Source organism: Flavobacterium sp. SORGH_AS_0622, from assembly GCF_030818825.1.
Taxonomy (GTDB): domain Bacteria; phylum Bacteroidota; class Bacteroidia; order Flavobacteriales; family Flavobacteriaceae; genus Flavobacterium.
Map to the genome: position 1 here is coordinate 153,025 of NZ_JAUTAX010000001.1, position 14,494 is coordinate 167,518.

14 protein-coding genes and 1 tRNA gene are annotated in these 14,494 nt (G+C 33.9%); 8 read left to right on the forward strand and 7 right to left on the reverse strand.

What is annotated here, in order from left to right; genetic code table 11:
• Positions 1–179 precede the first annotated feature (179 nt).
• Complete coding sequence (locus tag QE431_RS00655) at positions 180–1,421, reverse strand: MFS transporter (protein WP_307291651.1); 1,242 nt, start codon at positions 1,419–1,421, stop codon at positions 180–182.
• A 91-nt stretch (positions 1,422–1,512) separates the two neighbouring features.
• Here QE431_RS00655 and QE431_RS00660 point away from each other — a divergent pair, with 91 nt between their 5' ends.
• The 8 genes from QE431_RS00660 to QE431_RS00695 all read left to right on the forward strand — a co-directional run bounded on the left by QE431_RS00660 (position 1,513) and on the right by QE431_RS00695 (position 8,853).
• A complete protein-coding gene (locus tag QE431_RS00660) occupies positions 1,513–2,382 on the forward strand; it encodes a LysR substrate-binding domain-containing protein (protein ID WP_307291653.1) in 870 nt (289 codons plus the stop codon).
• A gap of 61 nt (positions 2,383–2,443) precedes the next feature.
• A tRNA-Ser gene (locus QE431_RS00665) sits at positions 2,444–2,530 on the forward strand.
• 200 nt (positions 2,531–2,730) lie between these two features.
• Positions 2,731–3,093 carry an S-adenosylmethionine decarboxylase family protein gene (locus tag QE431_RS00670; protein WP_307291656.1) on the forward strand — a complete coding sequence of 121 codons (363 nt, stop codon included), beginning with the start codon at positions 2,731–2,733 and terminating at the stop codon, positions 3,091–3,093.
• A 3-nt stretch (positions 3,094–3,096) separates the two neighbouring features.
• Complete coding sequence (locus QE431_RS00675; protein ID WP_307291657.1) at positions 3,097–4,326, forward strand: DUF4178 domain-containing protein; 1,230 nt, start codon at positions 3,097–3,099, stop codon at positions 4,324–4,326.
• A 198-nt stretch (positions 4,327–4,524) separates the two neighbouring features.
• Positions 4,525–4,740, forward strand: coding sequence for a DUF350 domain-containing protein (locus QE431_RS00680; protein WP_057115800.1), 216 nt, complete (start codon positions 4,525–4,527; stop codon positions 4,738–4,740).
• A complete protein-coding gene (locus QE431_RS00685; protein ID WP_307291661.1) occupies positions 4,733–6,253 on the forward strand; it encodes a polyamine aminopropyltransferase in 1,521 nt (506 codons plus the stop codon). The genes QE431_RS00680 and QE431_RS00685 overlap by 8 nt, the downstream gene beginning before the upstream one ends.
• Positions 6,228–7,856: an NAD(P)/FAD-dependent oxidoreductase gene (locus QE431_RS00690; protein WP_307291663.1), complete on the forward strand. Its 1,629-nt coding sequence runs from the start codon at positions 6,228–6,230 to the stop codon at positions 7,854–7,856. Before QE431_RS00685 ends, QE431_RS00690 begins: the two co-directional genes overlap by 26 nt.
• Positions 7,834–8,853, forward strand: coding sequence for a hypothetical protein (locus tag QE431_RS00695; protein WP_307291664.1), 1,020 nt, complete (start codon positions 7,834–7,836; stop codon positions 8,851–8,853). Before QE431_RS00690 ends, QE431_RS00695 begins: the two co-directional genes overlap by 23 nt.
• Before the next feature lie 2 nt (positions 8,854–8,855).
• Here QE431_RS00695 and QE431_RS00700 read toward each other — a convergent pair whose 3' ends face one another.
• The 6 genes from QE431_RS00700 to QE431_RS00725 form a co-directional block, all read right to left on the reverse strand.
• Positions 8,856–9,362: a GNAT family N-acetyltransferase gene (locus QE431_RS00700; protein WP_307291665.1), complete on the reverse strand. Its 507-nt coding sequence runs from the start codon at positions 9,360–9,362 to the stop codon at positions 8,856–8,858.
• A gap of 72 nt (positions 9,363–9,434) precedes the next feature.
• Positions 9,435–10,400, reverse strand: a complete 966-nt coding sequence (locus QE431_RS00705) for a nitrilase family protein (RefSeq protein WP_307291667.1) — start codon at positions 10,398–10,400, stop codon at positions 9,435–9,437.
• Positions 10,401–10,469: 69 nt separating this feature from the next.
• Positions 10,470–11,324, reverse strand: a complete 855-nt coding sequence (locus QE431_RS00710; protein WP_307291669.1) for a helix-turn-helix domain-containing protein — start codon at positions 11,322–11,324, stop codon at positions 10,470–10,472.
• Between the two features lie 181 nt (positions 11,325–11,505).
• Positions 11,506–12,261 carry an SGNH/GDSL hydrolase family protein gene (locus tag QE431_RS00715; protein ID WP_134139022.1) on the reverse strand — a complete coding sequence of 252 codons (756 nt, stop codon included), beginning with the start codon at positions 12,259–12,261 and terminating at the stop codon, positions 11,506–11,508.
• A gap of 71 nt (positions 12,262–12,332) precedes the next feature.
• Positions 12,333–13,115 carry a DUF3050 domain-containing protein gene (locus QE431_RS00720; protein WP_307291671.1) on the reverse strand — a complete coding sequence of 261 codons (783 nt, stop codon included), beginning with the start codon at positions 13,113–13,115 and terminating at the stop codon, positions 12,333–12,335.
• Positions 13,116–13,206: 91 nt separating this feature from the next.
• Complete coding sequence (locus QE431_RS00725; protein WP_057115817.1) at positions 13,207–14,385, reverse strand: acyl-CoA dehydrogenase family protein; 1,179 nt, start codon at positions 14,383–14,385, stop codon at positions 13,207–13,209.
• Positions 14,386–14,494 lie beyond the last annotated feature (109 nt).

Sequence of the window (14,494 nt, forward strand, 5' to 3'; positions counted from 1 at the left end):
GCGCAGTTTGTCATTTCGATCCCGAGGCTTCGGGAGAGAAAACTTCTCAAGTAACTCCGTTCCAATATATACCAAACTTTGTCGAGCTTCTCGCGAAGATTTCTCTTCCGAAGCCTCGGGATCGAAATGACAACATTATAGAATATTGGACTCTAGCGACAGCGAACAGACGAAGCAATTTAAAACTTGGAATTTTTATAAGGAACCGGACAAGTTTCCAAATCTTCGATAGCTCTATGTTTTTTGTAATACAAATAAACAATTACAGAAATAATACAGATAATTCCCTGAATAGCCACTGTTGCTCTAACACCTAAAAAGTGGGAAACATAGCCAATAATTAAACTTCCAACAGGAATCATCCCTTGATAAGCCATCATGTAGTAGCTAATGCTTCTTGAGCGCATATTGATAGTACTATGAGTCTGAATGTAGATGTTGATAGAAGAAGTTTGTCCCATCATTCCTATTCCGCTTAAAGTCATACAGATAAGAGCAATTGTAATACTGCTTGAAAGGGCTAGAATAATGACGCTGAAACCAAGAAGTAAACTTGCAGAGATCATTAATTTGCTCATATTTTCAGCAGATTTTAAATTGGCCAAATAGATGGCAGATAATACAGAACCAATTCCGGCAGCACTTTCAAACCAGCTGAAAGTTTGTGCATTTCCGCTAAAAATATCTTTAGCAAAAACTGGCATCAAAGTATTAAAAGAAATAACAAACAAACTGCTGCAGGTAAGCATAAGAAGCATTCTCGCCATTTCGGTTTCTTTTTTTACATAATCTAAACCTTCAATAAGATCTTCGAGCATATTTAACTTATTTTCGGCTTTAATGTGCGGAGTAATTTTCATCATCAGCAATGAAATCAAAACCGGAACATAACTAATGAAGTTCCCGATAAAACAAATATCCTCTCCGTATTGGTGCAGAATAATTCCCGCAAGTGCAGGTCCTGCGATACGAGCAAAATTGTTCATTGTTGAATTAAGCGCTACTGCGTTTGGTAGATCTTCTCTTTTATCAACAATATCGATCATCATCGTTTGACGGCAGGTCATATCAAAAGCATTGATTATTCCCTGAATAAGACTCAAAGCCAGAATAAAGTTGATATTGTAAATTTTCAGGTAAATAAGCAAAGCTAAAGTTCCAGCCTGAAGCATTGCAAGAGACTGTAAAACAATCATGGCGCGGTGTTTATCGTAACGTCCGATCATGCTTCCTGCCAAAGGAGCTAAAAAGAGTGACGGAATCATGCTTAAAAAAGTCGCTAATCCCAATAGAAAAACAGATCCTGTTATACTGTAAACCATCCAGCTTACGGCGGTTTTTTGCAGCCAGGTTCCAATTACAGAAACAGATTGACCATAAAAGAATAACTTGAAATTTTTTGATTTTAACGCTTTAAACATAACCTTGAAATATTTGATACAAAGGTCGGTATTATGATTTCATTAGAAAAATTAATAATTTTACTTATAATAAGTAGTAAAACTTATCAATATGGAAATTTATCAACTGCAGTATTTTATCAAAACAGCTGAGGTTTTGCATTTTACCAAAGCTGCCGAATTGTGTTTTGTAACCCAATCGGGACTTTCGCAGCAAATTAAAAAGCTGGAAGAAGAGCTCGGAATGCCTTTGTTTAAGCGAATTGGGAAAAAAGTACAATTGACAGAAGCTGGTTCGGTTTTTTTAATTCATGCTAAAAAAGTAGTTGAAAATGTAGAAAACGGAAAACAGGCAATTGAGGATTTAAACGAAATGATTGGCGGCGAACTTCGAATTGGCGTAACCTATATTTTTGGTCTTTTAATATTGCCCGTTGTAAATGCATTTGCCAAGAAATACCAAAATCTCAAAATTATTGTCGAGTATGGAACTACCGAGGTTTTAGAACAGAAATTACTTGATAACGAATTAGATTTAGTATTCGTTATTTCGTCACACGAAATTGAAATGCCGATTCAGAAAGTACCATTATTTACTTCAAATATGGTTATGGTGGTTTCTAAAAATCATGCTTTAGCCAATTTGGATAAGATCGCTTTTAAGAAAATAGAAGAGATTCCGCTGATATTGCCAGGGAAAGGATCCAATTCGCGAGAATATGTCGAAGAACTATTTAAAAAGTTTAATATGAAACCTAAAATTTCAATAGAGCTCCAGTCTATTCACGCATTATTGCAAATGGTAGAAAATAGCGATTGGGCAACAATTGTTGCCGAGATGGCTCTAAAAGATTGGGACGATCTCAAAGCTATTCAAATTACAGGAGTTGTCACTAAACGAGATTCGTATATGCTTACGCTTGGAAGTTACCAAAAGAAAGCTGTAAAACTATTTATGGAAGAATTTAGAAAAAGCATTTAAAGTAAACTTGCATTTTGTTTTTGTAACTCAGATTTTTTTGTGTTCTTTGCAGACGAATAATAGAAAGGTGTCCGAGTGGTTTAAGGAGCTAGCCTGGAAAGCTAGTATATGGGTAACTGTATCGAGGGTTCGAATCCCTTCCTTTCTGCGAAAAGTTAAGGTCCGTAGTTTCATAAAATGAAATTGCGGATTTTTTTGTGTCTTACAGAACAAAACTTCACCTTTCAAAAAAAAAACAAAAAAAAGAAACATGTAGTCCTGAAAAGTTGTGTTTAAAATGCTTTTCTTTAGATTATTTTATTACAGAAATTATTATATATTTGGCCCCTGTGTAATATAAATAACTTAATGGATTTACCTCCTTATTCGCCAGGATTGCATAAACTGGTTACTTTACATGTCGACGAAATTTCTAAGCTTACCAATAGCAAAGGCTTTGTTGGAGTTACCAATTCCATTTTAGAAAAATATGAACTTGAGAAAGTTGGCGTTGTGGTGCATGATTTCGATAATGAGAGTTTTACAATCTCGTACTGCCTTAAAGAATCGCATATTTGTATACACACTTGGCCAGAATACAATCAGTTAACTTTGGATGTTTATTTGTGCAATTATCTTCAGGATAATTCGCAAAAAGTACGCGCTATCATGACCGACTATATTGCCTATTTTGATGCAGAAATTATTAAGGATTTTGAAATTAACCGATAAGATATGAAGATTCCTTGTTACGATTGTAATACAGAAACCGAATTAGAGGTTGGTTTTGAAGTAATCAATTTTGTCTGTCCGAAATGTCAGAGTTTATATGCTATTGACAAAGAGGGAAAGTTTCGAAGAAGATCCAAATATAGAAACGTTCTCAGAGATTATCCGCTAGAAATTGGCGATGTAGGATTTCTGAAAGGGAGTGAATACAAAGTTACAGGCTTATTAAGGAAAAATGTACATCCTAATTATACATGGACAGAGTTTATTCTACAGAATGACGCTAAAGAATTTCTATATCTTTCTGTTTCTAATGGACATTGGATGATGCTTACCGAAATGGAAAGTATTAAAGAACTAAAAAAAGGTATTAAAGTTCTAAAGCATGATGATGTAGATTATGATCTGTTTGAACATTCGGATGCTGAGATTATAGATGCACAAGGTTTTTTTGATTTTGAACTTCCTCAAAACAAATTAATTCATCTTGCTGAATTTATAAATCCGCCTAACATCATTTCTGTTGAAAAGATGAATAACGTACAAACGGCATATTATGGTGAATATGTAAGCAAAAGTGTCATTCAGAAAGCTTTTCCAAAAAGAACAATGCCATATCAGTCTGGTGTTAATATGATTCAGCCATCTCGATTTGACCTTAGAAATACAGCCATTATTTTCTGTCTTTTCGCCTTATTGATTATAATGGCAAACTGGTATATTTATAAAGATCAGGTGGAGCAAAACGTTTTCAATAGTGCTATTAAATTTAGCGAATTTGATAATAAAGAAATTACCAGTCCATCGTTTGTGCTCAATGGCGCTTCTGCTCCTATGACGATTAAGGTTTCAACAGGGGTTAATAATTCATGGGCAAATTTGAATGTTGCTTTAATTAATGAAGATAATGGCGACGAGATTTATGCCAACAAAGATATAGAATACTATTACGGTTATTCTGATGGAGAATCTTGGACAGAAGGGAGTCAGTCTGAGAAGTTTAATATCTGTGGCGTAAAAGCAGGTAAATACCATCTTCTAATAACACCAATGAAAGCTCCTGAAGATGCTAATAATAGTGAAATGAATGTTAATGTGGTTTGGAATCAGCCTTCGAATAGAAATCTATGGCTGGTTATCATCGGTATGGTTGTGATTTATTTCGTAATACGATATTTTAAAAATCAATTTGAAAAACAGAGATGGTCAGACAGTTCCTACTCGACTTACGAATAATAATATGAAAAGAATTTCAGATTTCTTTGTCAATAATTGGGCGCCATTAGCAATTGGATTCTTTTGCTTTGGAGTTTATATTTATTTTGCTCTAGCAGGAAACAGAATCTGCGATTGTGAAACCACAGAAAATTACAAACCGACCAGGAAGCCGTTCCTCTTATAATCATTTTTACCACAAATAAAAACTCAAACAATATGGAATTAATTCACGCGCAGCCAATAGTAAATTCAATTATTTATTCTTTTTTAGGCATTATCATTTTATTAATCGGTTATTATATTATTGAGAAACTTACTCCAGAAAATACTTGGAAAGAAGTTGTAGAAAAGAATAATATTGCTGTTGCCATTGTTTTAGCAGCATTTATCATTGGAATTTCAATGATTATTAGCGCCGCAATTCATGGGTAAAAAGTTTCTTAGGTTTGAATTTCTTTTACTCTTTGCCGTATTTATAATTGCCACTTGCGGACTTATTTATGAGTTGGTTGCAGGAACTCTGGCGAGTTATTTATTAGGCGATTCGGTAAAACAGTTTTCATTTATTATTGGCGTGTACCTGTTTTCTATGGGTATAGGTTCTTTTTTTTCAAAGTTTTTTCACAAGAATCTGCTTAACACTTTTGTAGAAATAGAAATACTGGTTGGACTTATTGGAGGTCTGAGTTCGGTAGTTTTGTTTTTACTGTTTGAAAGTGTGGGCTCTTTTCAATTCATCTTATATTTATTTGTTTTCGTAACCGGTTTTTTGGTTGGTTTAGAAATTCCACTTTTAATGAATATTTTAAAAGACAGAGTTGAGTTTAAAGATCTGGTTTCGAATGTTTTTACATTTGATTATATCGGAGCATTATTGGCTTCAATTTTATTTCCGTTGGTTTTAGTGCCAAAATTGGGAATTATGGGAACCTCTCTTTTCTTCGGAATGATTAATGTAAGTATTGCTATTGCTTTATGTTTTTTATTGAAAAGAGAACTAAAGAAACCCGCTTTACTGCGTGCAAAAGCCGTTTTTTCATTTTTATTATTGCTGACTGTTTTTGTTTTTTCGAATGATATTCTAGCTTATTCAGAAGGGAAATTGTACGGAGAAAATATTATTTATACCAATTCGACACCTTATCAGCGTATTGTTTTAACGCACAATAAAAGCGATTATAGGCTTTATTTAAATAATAACCTGCAATTCAGTTCGGCAGACGAATATCGTTATCACGAAGCTTTGGTTCATCCGGTTATGTCGATGGCAAAAAGTGTAAAAAACGTTTTGGTTTTGGGGGGCGGAGACGGTTTGGCAGTTCGCGAGATATTGAAATACAAAGAAGTGCAAAAAGTGACTTTGGTTGATTTAGATGAGGGAATGACAAAACTGTTTAAAACCAATACGGTATTGACCAATTTCAATAAAAATTCGCTTAATAACCCTAAAGTTACCGTTATTAATACCGATGCTTATATTTGGGCGAAAAGCTGTAAAGAGAAATTCGATGCTGTGATAATCGATTTTCCAGATCCGTCCAATTATAGTTTAGGGAAATTGTACTCGGTTAATTTCTATCAAACCATAAAAACCATTTTGCAGCCAGACGCTGCGGTTGTTATACAAACTACTTCGCCTTATTTTGCGCCAAAATCTTTTTGGTGTATCAATAAAACGGTAATGCAGGTTTTTCCGCAAGTCGATGCGTATCATGCCTATGTTCCGTCGTTTGGAGAGTGGGGTTATACCATCGCTATAAATGGTTTTGGAACAACTTTTAATACCGTAAACCGAAAAGCTGACGGACTAAAATTTTACAATTACCAGTTTGACCGTTTTAATTATTTTACCAACGATATGATTTCAAATCAAATCGAAATCAATCGTTTAGATAACCAGATTTTAGTACGCTATTTTGATGAAGAGTGGGGAAGACTGCAATAAATCCAGAAGGAATTTTATAAAAGGTGTCGGCGCCTCGTTGCTGCTGATTCCGTTTCTGCAGTTTTGTTCTGATAAAATTGCGGTACTAATGATTCGTTTATCCGGCACCAAACATTTGCTCGGACATCGTTTGTGGATCAAAGATTTTCCTAAACCAACCAAACAAATTGAGATTCCGTATCTAATTGTCGGAGGAGGTATTGCTGGCTTAAGTGCAGCACGACAATTTCAAAAAAGAGGAATAACAGATTTTTTAATCGTAGAATTAGATAATCATTTGGGAGGAAATTCTTCAAACGGAGAAAACAAATATTCCAAATATCCTTTGGGTGCGCATTATCTGCCGCTCCCTAATTTTCAAGATAAAGAATTGCTTGGTTTTCTCGAAGAAGAAAAAATAATTCTGGGTTACGATCCAAAAGGTTTTCCTGTTTTCGACGAATTACAATTGACTTTTGCACCAGATGAGCGTTTGTTTTATAAAAATAATTGGCAGGAAGGCGTTGTTCCAAAAGAGGGAAACATGGTTTATGATGACTTGGAGTTTCAGAAATTCTTCAAAGAAATGGATATTTTTAGAACAGCAAAAGGACAAGATCAGAAATACTTATTTGATATTCCGCTTTATCTTTCATCGTCAGATGAAAAGACGAGAGCTTTAGATAAAATTACAATGAAGAAATGGTTTAGAGATAATCATTTTACCTCTGAACCTTTATTCAATTATATCGATTACTGCTGTAAAGATGACTTTGGTTTAGGAATTGAATTTGTTTCGGCTTGGGCAGGAATTCATTATTTTGCAGGTAGAAAACAAGACAGCACAGCCGAAAAACACGACAGCGTTTTAACTTGGCCCGAAGGAAATTCACGTCTTGCCAATCATTTAAAAAAGTATACAAAAGACAAAGCTTTAAAAAATCATTTGGTTTATGAAATCAAAATCGAGAATAATAAAGTAATCGCAAAAGCTTTTGATGATGTCAGCAAAACAGCTGTTGAAATCATTGCAGATAAAGTGATATTAGCTTCTCCGCAATTTGTAAATCAGTATTTGATCAAAGACAGAAAAACGTTTACCCAAGATTTTCATTATACACCTTGGCTTTTGGCAACTTTGGTTGTAGAGGATTTGCCTGATAATTTCAGTTTTCCACTGGCTTGGGACAATGTAATTTACGGTTCCAAAGGTTTGGGTTATGTTTACGATCAGCATCAGAATTTAAATCAGGTTCAGGAGAAAAAAGTAATTACGTATTACTTTAGTTTTTCTTCTGCAGATTTAAGAAAAACGAGAAAAGAGCTGTATAAAAAAGACAAAGAATATTGGAAACAGTTTGTTTTGAATGATTTAAAAATTGCACATCCTGATATTGAAGAATATACAGAAGACATTGAAGTTTTTCTATTAGGGCACGGCATGATTTCGCCTGCGCCGGGGTTTATTTTTGGAGAATCGAAGAAACTAGCCAAACAGAATATTCAGAATGCTGTTTATTTTGCACATAGCGATTTATCAGGAATTTCGATTTTTGAAGAAGCTTTTCACCAAGGAATTAATGTTGTAAATGAGATTTTAGATGGAACAACCGTGGATTCATAAGGCAAAAACAGATTTAGCATTCATTATAGGTCCGTCATTTTTTGTGCTGGCCATAATTTTTATTTTTCAAGGTTATATTACGAGAATTGAAGAAAATTATTCTTTTTATAGTTGGCTTTTTTTAATTGTTTTTATTGATGTAGCACACGTTTATGCAACATTATTCAAAACCTATTTTGTTGCCGATGAATTCAAGAAACAAAAACAAAGATTGATTCTTTTACCGATTATTTGTTTTTTGACAGGAATTGTACTTTTTTCTTTTGGCAGTTTAGTTTTCTGGTCGTTTTTGGCTTATGTTGCTGTCTTTCATTTTATCAGACAGCAGTATGGTTTTATGAGATTGTACGCCAGAAAAGAAACCAAAACTAAAATATCGGTTTGGATTGATAATCTGGCAATTTATGCTTCAACTGGATATCCAATGTTGTATTGGTTTTTTTCGTCTAAGCGAAAGTTCAACTGGTTTGTAGAAAATGAATTTTTTAGGTTTGAAAGCCAAACAATCTTAGAAATCCTATTTTGGATTTATATCGGAATTTTGATTTTGTATGTCTTTTATACTGCCATAAAATCAATTCGAAATCACTTTTTTAATATTCCGAAAAACAGCATTATTCTAGGAACAGCACTTTCTTGGTATTTCGGAATAGTGTATTTTAATGACGATTTGATTTTTACTTTATTAAACGTCGTTTCGCACGGAATTCCATATATGGCTTTGATTTATTTTAAAGAAATTGACGGTAAATCGAAATCAGAATTGGGTCGTCTGTCTTTTTTAAAACAATATAAAGGCATTCTTGTTTACGTTGGTATCTTAGTTTTAATTGCCTTTTCAGAAGAATTTCTTTGGGAACTTTTTATTTGGAATGAAAACATAAGTATAACCAATTTTGATTTTTCGAGCTGGCAGATTTTATTAGTTCCTTTGTTGAGTGTTCCACAGTTTACACATTATCTGCTGGATGGCTTTATCTGGAAATCTAAAAAATAAATCTAAAGCTTAATCTCAAACAAACTAAAAGAACCTTCTTTATAATGCTCTGGCAATTCATTGGTCCATTCTATGGTGCTGATTCCTTTGTAAGTAAAACCACAGCTGGTGTAATATTTATTAATTCTTTCGTTACCGCTGTGGGTGTCAAGCCGAATGTAGTCTTTACCATTTTCTTTGGCATATTCTTTAGTCCATTGTATGATTTTTTTGACGTAAGAATGCCCTCTGAATTTTGGATTCGTAGCAATACGATGCAAATATACCGCAGGATCTTTGCTGGCTTCTTTCCAAATAATTTCATCATTAAAAGTAATTACAAATGTACAAGCAACTTCATCTCCTTCTTTGATTATAAAATGACGATTCTCAGCAATTTCTTTTTCTATTAATGCTCTTTCAAAACCTCTCCAGCTTTTATTATTGACTGTTTTTTGATACGATGTAGCTTGATTGTAAATATCGAAAACAGCGTCGATATCTTGAGTTGTAGTTTTAAAAAATTCCATTATTGGGCTAATTCTGTAAATTAATGAATCTTCAAAGATAAATCTTTCAACAGCTTTACACGGGTGAAATGTTTAATTTATGCTTTTTTTATCAGAGCTTAACCAAACGACGTTTTGTTCAGAATTGTGATCTTGTCCAATAATATCTTTGTACAATTCTGGTCTTCTAGCTTTTATATAACGATTTCCTCCTGCTTGAATGCATTTTTCGGGAGTAATTATAGCAGTTGCAAAAGAATCATCAAAAGTTCTGCATTCTGCCAATATATCTCCAAACGGATCAATAATCATAGAACAGCCATTTTTGAGCTGGTCATCATCCATACCAATCGGGTTTGAAAATATGGTATAAACCGCATTGTCATAAGCTCTTGCCGGAAGCCATTTCATAAGCCAGTCAAGGCCTTTCATCCCATCAAATTCTAATCGTAACGATGTTGGATCAGCTTCTCGGTTTTCCCAAAGCTGCGGAGCAACAAAACCAGCGCCCGGTCGGGTAGAAGGTGTGCACATTGTTACATGAGGCATAAAAATAATATCGGCTCCTAGAAGCTTTGTGGCGCGGACATTTTCTATAATATTATTGTCGTAACAAATTAAGATACCGCATTTCCATCCTGCAATTTCAAAAACACAATAACGATCTCCAGCGGTTAAATATGGATTTATAAAAGGATGTAATTTTCGATATTTGGCAACTAGACCATTTTTATCAACACATGCATAGGCTTTGAATAAATTATCATTTTCATCTTTCTCAAAAAGCCCTGCCAATATTACAATGTTGTTGTTTTTAGCAATTTGAGTCAATTTTAAAATGCTTTTTCCACTCGGAATTAATTCTGCCAAGTCTAGCATTTGCTCTTTGGATAGATTTCTTGCGAATGTATATCCTGTTATTGAACATTCGTGAAACGAAATTACATCGCAACCTTCTTCAGATGCCTTTTTCGAAAGCTTTTCAATTACAGATAAATTATAGTTTTTATTGCCGCTTTTGTTTTCAAATTGAGCTGTAGCTATTTTTAGATTTTTCATATTGGTCACTATTAATTAGGGTCAAAATTAGTGTGAGCAATACGTTATAAATTGTATAAAACCGACATTTTAGAATGTTGATGCGGGAAATCTTTTTATAAGATTATTGGTTAGTTTTCCCGTGGTGCAGACATATTCCGTTGGAGTAATTCCAGTATGTTTTCTAAATTCTTTTATTAAATGCGACTGATCTGAAAATCCAGCATCATAACAAATTGTGGTTAGATTGGTGTCGTCAGGTTTGTTTTTTAATAATTTCAAAAAATGATGGATTCGTATAACATTCCCAAATTTCTTCGGATTTAATCCAATGCATTCTTTGAATTTTCTTTCCAAATGTCTTTCGGTATACCCAGTATATTCAACCAATTGTTTTATAGAAAAGATACCTTTTTTGTCAATGATAAAATTTAGGGAATCATTTATTAGGAACTGATTTGAAGACGGTTTAGAAGCAATGATTGATCTGAAGAAATGATTTAAAAGATTAACACGAGCCTGATTATTTTGTTCTAATAATTTTTCTTGGAGCTCAATAATTTTTTGGTCAAACACATCTTCTACCGGAATAATAGAATCGTGAAATTCATGGGCAGGAATTCCTAATAATTGATGAATTCCGTTGGGTTGGAAAACGACAATTATTAATGTTATTTTATTCTCAGAATATAGATCTTTAAAACCGTTAAGCTGTCCATACAAAAATGAAGCTGGTAAATAATCTTTTACTTCGCCGATTTCAGAAATGAGTTTACTTTTTACAGAAAATACAATACCAGTATTACCATCAGAAAACAAACGAAACTTTTGGACAGCAGTTTCTGCATTATCTAAAAACAGATAATGTTTGATATAAGGTGATAATTCTTTTGATGGCGAAATCTGCATAACTCTAATTGATTTGAATGCAAATTGAAATGTCATTTTGCAAGTAATTATGAGTTTAGCAAAATTAGGGATATTTTTCTTGAAAAACTTTTAGTATCTAATCTAGCCCCGATAGAAACGATATCCTTTTGCGGCGGGGTTCGCCGCAAAAGATATAGTGAATAGCGGGACTAAAGGTGTAATGAAAATGAATTTTCTGCTTCTGGAAATAAAAATATTAATTCTGCAAAGCTTTTTTTACCTCCGGCATCATTTTGTCCACAAATAATTTATAGGCTGATTCTGAAGGGTGTAAACCATCTGAAGCAACAAGATTGGGACTGTTGAGTCCTTGTCGTGTAATGTCTGTAATGGAAACAAAAGCCACTTGATTATTGGCACAATATTTCTCGGCAAAAGAATTGTATTGGTCAATTTCGGCAGAAATCGTTGAGGTTTGATCACCGGCGAGACTTTTTCCGTAAGGTGTATATGCATAATCTGGAATAGAAATGACTACAACATTTTTTCGGTCACCTTTGGCAAGCATGATTGCTTTGGTTACCAATTCTGGAAATTCTTTTTCGTAAACCGAAAAATTTCTGTGTTGATATTGATTGTTTACACCAATTAAAAGCGTCACCAAATCGTAATTGGCTTCTGGATTTTGTGTGTTTATTGCTGAAAGTAAATTGGATGTTGTCCAGCCTGTTGTAGCAATTATTTTTAGCGAAATTGTACTGGAATACATCGCGTTTAAACTGGTCTTTAATTGTTCTGGAAAACGACATGTAGCACAAACACTCTGCCCGATTGTGTAACTGTCGCCTAATGCTAAATAATTGATCGAACTCGCAATTGGTGGCTCTGGGGTTTTGGGAGGGGTTACAACTGGCGGTGTAGTTGTGATAGGAGCAGATTCTTCTGATGAGCTGCAGCTTAGAAGAAATACTGAAAGTATAATGGTAACTATTTGTTTAAAATGTGGTTTCATAATTTGTTTAAATTTAAATCTTGAGGTCGTTTTAAACAAATAGTTACGTTAAATATGCGGGTTTGGATTTATTAAACCATTTCGGTTTTCATCACAATATCTTCTTCGATTGCATTCCAAAGTCCGATACGTCTTTCTAAGGCTAGAATAGAAACTTCTTCTACTTCTTTCCATTTTTGAGCATCATCTTCGCATAATTCTGTAATCATCTGCATGGCCATTGGTCCGTGTTCGTCGGCATCCAATTCGATATGTCTTTCAAAATAGTAAAGCAATTTAGTCAAATCAACTTCGGGAAGATTCTTTTGGAAATTTTTTAGGATTTCGGTAAACATACTCGGAATTAAATCTTCTCTTCCAAAAGTAAATGCAGCAGCAATTTCATGCGGTTTTCCTTCTTCGATTACTCTGAAAGTAAAATCTAAGAAAGCTTTCACATTCGGCTGCAGCTGACTTTGTTTAATAGCAACAAATATATTGTGAAGCGAACTTACTTCTGATAGGAAATTTAAAATACCAGTTGTGTCAGCGCCACAAGCTTCCATTGCTTCCAAATACATTTCGTAGTGACTTTGTCTTCTTCCGTCAAGCGTTAAATCTGTTTCTTCGGCAAGAACAATTTCATTGATTAAATAACGAGCTTCTGGATTTTTAGTAGCAAACCAAGGCGTTGTTGTGCAGGTAAGTTTGGCTTGTAAAGCTTTCAATAACGACATAAAATCCCAAACAGCAAAAACATGACTTTCTAAAAAACTATGTAAGTCATCTATGTTCTGAATCTTATTATATAAAGAATGTTTTAACAGTTGGTCTTTTTGTGGTTGTATGCTTTTGTTTATTGCTTCAATATTCATTTTTGGAAAAAATTTTGGTGCAAAGATAAAAAGCTTCTTTGTTAGAAGAAGCTTTTTAGATCGATTTTGTATATATTTTAATAGTTGTCTACTATTTAAATGCTGGAATTCCAGTCACATCCATTCCAGTTATTAGTAAATGGATGTCATGAGTTCCTTCATAAGTAATTACACTTTCAAGATTCATCATGTGACGCATAATAGAGTATTCACCAGTGATTCCCATACCTCCAAGCATTTGTCTAGCTTCTCTTGCAATGGTAATTGCCATGTTAACATTATTACGTTTTGCCATCGAAATTTGTGCTGTAGTAGCTTTTCCTTCATTTCTTAAAACACCTAAACGCCAGGTTAATAATTGCGCTTTTGTGATTTCAGTAATCATTTCGGCTAATTTCTTTTGCTGTAATTGAGTACCTCCAATTGGTTTTCCAAACTGAATTCTTTCTTTAGAATATCTTAATGCCGTATCGTAACAGTCCATCGCTGCTCCGATTGCTCCCCAGGCAATTCCGTAACGAGCTGAATCTAAACAGCCAAGCGGAGCTCCTAAACCAGATTTATTAGGTAAAAGATTTTCTTTAGGAACTTTTACGTTATCAAAAATCAACTCTCCAGTTGCAGATGCACGAAGCGACCATTTATTATGCGTTTCTGGAGTTGTAAAACCTTCCATTCCTCGTTCTACAATTAAACCATGAATTCTTCCTTCTTCATTTTTTGCCCAAACAATAGCAATATCAGCAAAAGGAGCATTTGAAATCCACATTTTGGCACCATTTAAAAGATAATGATCTCCCATGTCTTTAAAATTGGTAATCATACTTCCAGGATCAGAACCGTGATCTGGTTCGGTCAAACCAAAACATCCTATAAATTCACCAGTTGCTAGCTTCGGAAGATATTTCATTCGCTGTTCTTCATTACCATATTTCCAAATAGGATACATTACTAAAGAAGATTGAACAGATGAGGTAGATCTTACGCCAGAATCGCCTCTTTCAATTTCCTGCATGATTAAGCCGTAAGAGATTTGATCTAATCCCGCTCCGCCATATTCTACAGGAATATAAGGTCCGAAACCGCCAATTTCTCCAAGTCCTTTAATAATTTGTTTAGGAAATTCTGCTTTTTGAGCATATTCTTCTATTATAGGAGAAACTTCCTTTTTTACCCATGCACGAGCAGATTCTCGAACTAATTTATGTTCGTCGGTTAGTAAATCATCTAGGTTATAATAATCTGGAGATTGAAATAAGTCTGGTTTCATGTTTTTTAATTTTACTTAAACAAATTTACGTAATAAAAATATAACAAATAACGCTTAAATTGTTATATTTTTTTAAGGCAAAAATAAAATTAATAGGAATTTGGCAAAT

What these genes read in the sequence shown, in the direction of transcription:
- QE431_RS00725 (WP_057115817.1), bottom strand. Translation starts at nt 14,385, where the DNA reads ATGAAACCAGACTTATTTCAATCTCCAGATTATTATAACCTAGATGAT.
- QE431_RS00675 (WP_307291657.1), top strand. Translation starts at nt 3,097, where the DNA reads ATGAAGATTCCTTGTTACGATTGTAATACAGAAACCGAATTAGAGGTT.
- QE431_RS00700 (WP_307291665.1), bottom strand. Translation starts at nt 9,362, where the DNA reads ATGGAATTTTTTAAAACTACAACTCAAGATATCGACGCTGTTTTCGAT.
- QE431_RS00715 (WP_134139022.1), bottom strand. Translation starts at nt 12,261, where the DNA reads ATGAAACCACATTTTAAACAAATAGTTACCATTATACTTTCAGTATTT.
- QE431_RS00705 (WP_307291667.1), bottom strand. Translation starts at nt 10,400, where the DNA reads ATGAAAAATCTAAAAATAGCTACAGCTCAATTTGAAAACAAAAGCGGC.
- QE431_RS00695 (WP_307291664.1), top strand. Translation starts at nt 7,834, where the DNA reads ATGGAACAACCGTGGATTCATAAGGCAAAAACAGATTTAGCATTCATT.
- QE431_RS00655 (WP_307291651.1), bottom strand. Translation starts at nt 1,421, where the DNA reads ATGTTTAAAGCGTTAAAATCAAAAAATTTCAAGTTATTCTTTTATGGT.
- QE431_RS00685 (WP_307291661.1), top strand. Translation starts at nt 4,733, where the DNA reads ATGGGTAAAAAGTTTCTTAGGTTTGAATTTCTTTTACTCTTTGCCGTA.
- QE431_RS00660 (WP_307291653.1), top strand. Translation starts at nt 1,513, where the DNA reads ATGGAAATTTATCAACTGCAGTATTTTATCAAAACAGCTGAGGTTTTG.
- QE431_RS00670 (WP_307291656.1), top strand. Translation starts at nt 2,731, where the DNA reads ATGGATTTACCTCCTTATTCGCCAGGATTGCATAAACTGGTTACTTTA.
- QE431_RS00710 (WP_307291669.1), bottom strand. Translation starts at nt 11,324, where the DNA reads ATGACATTTCAATTTGCATTCAAATCAATTAGAGTTATGCAGATTTCG.
- QE431_RS00720 (WP_307291671.1), bottom strand. Translation starts at nt 13,115, where the DNA reads ATGAATATTGAAGCAATAAACAAAAGCATACAACCACAAAAAGACCAA.
- QE431_RS00680 (WP_057115800.1), top strand. Translation starts at nt 4,525, where the DNA reads ATGGAATTAATTCACGCGCAGCCAATAGTAAATTCAATTATTTATTCT.
- QE431_RS00690 (WP_307291663.1), top strand. Translation starts at nt 6,228, where the DNA reads ATGAAGAGTGGGGAAGACTGCAATAAATCCAGAAGGAATTTTATAAAA.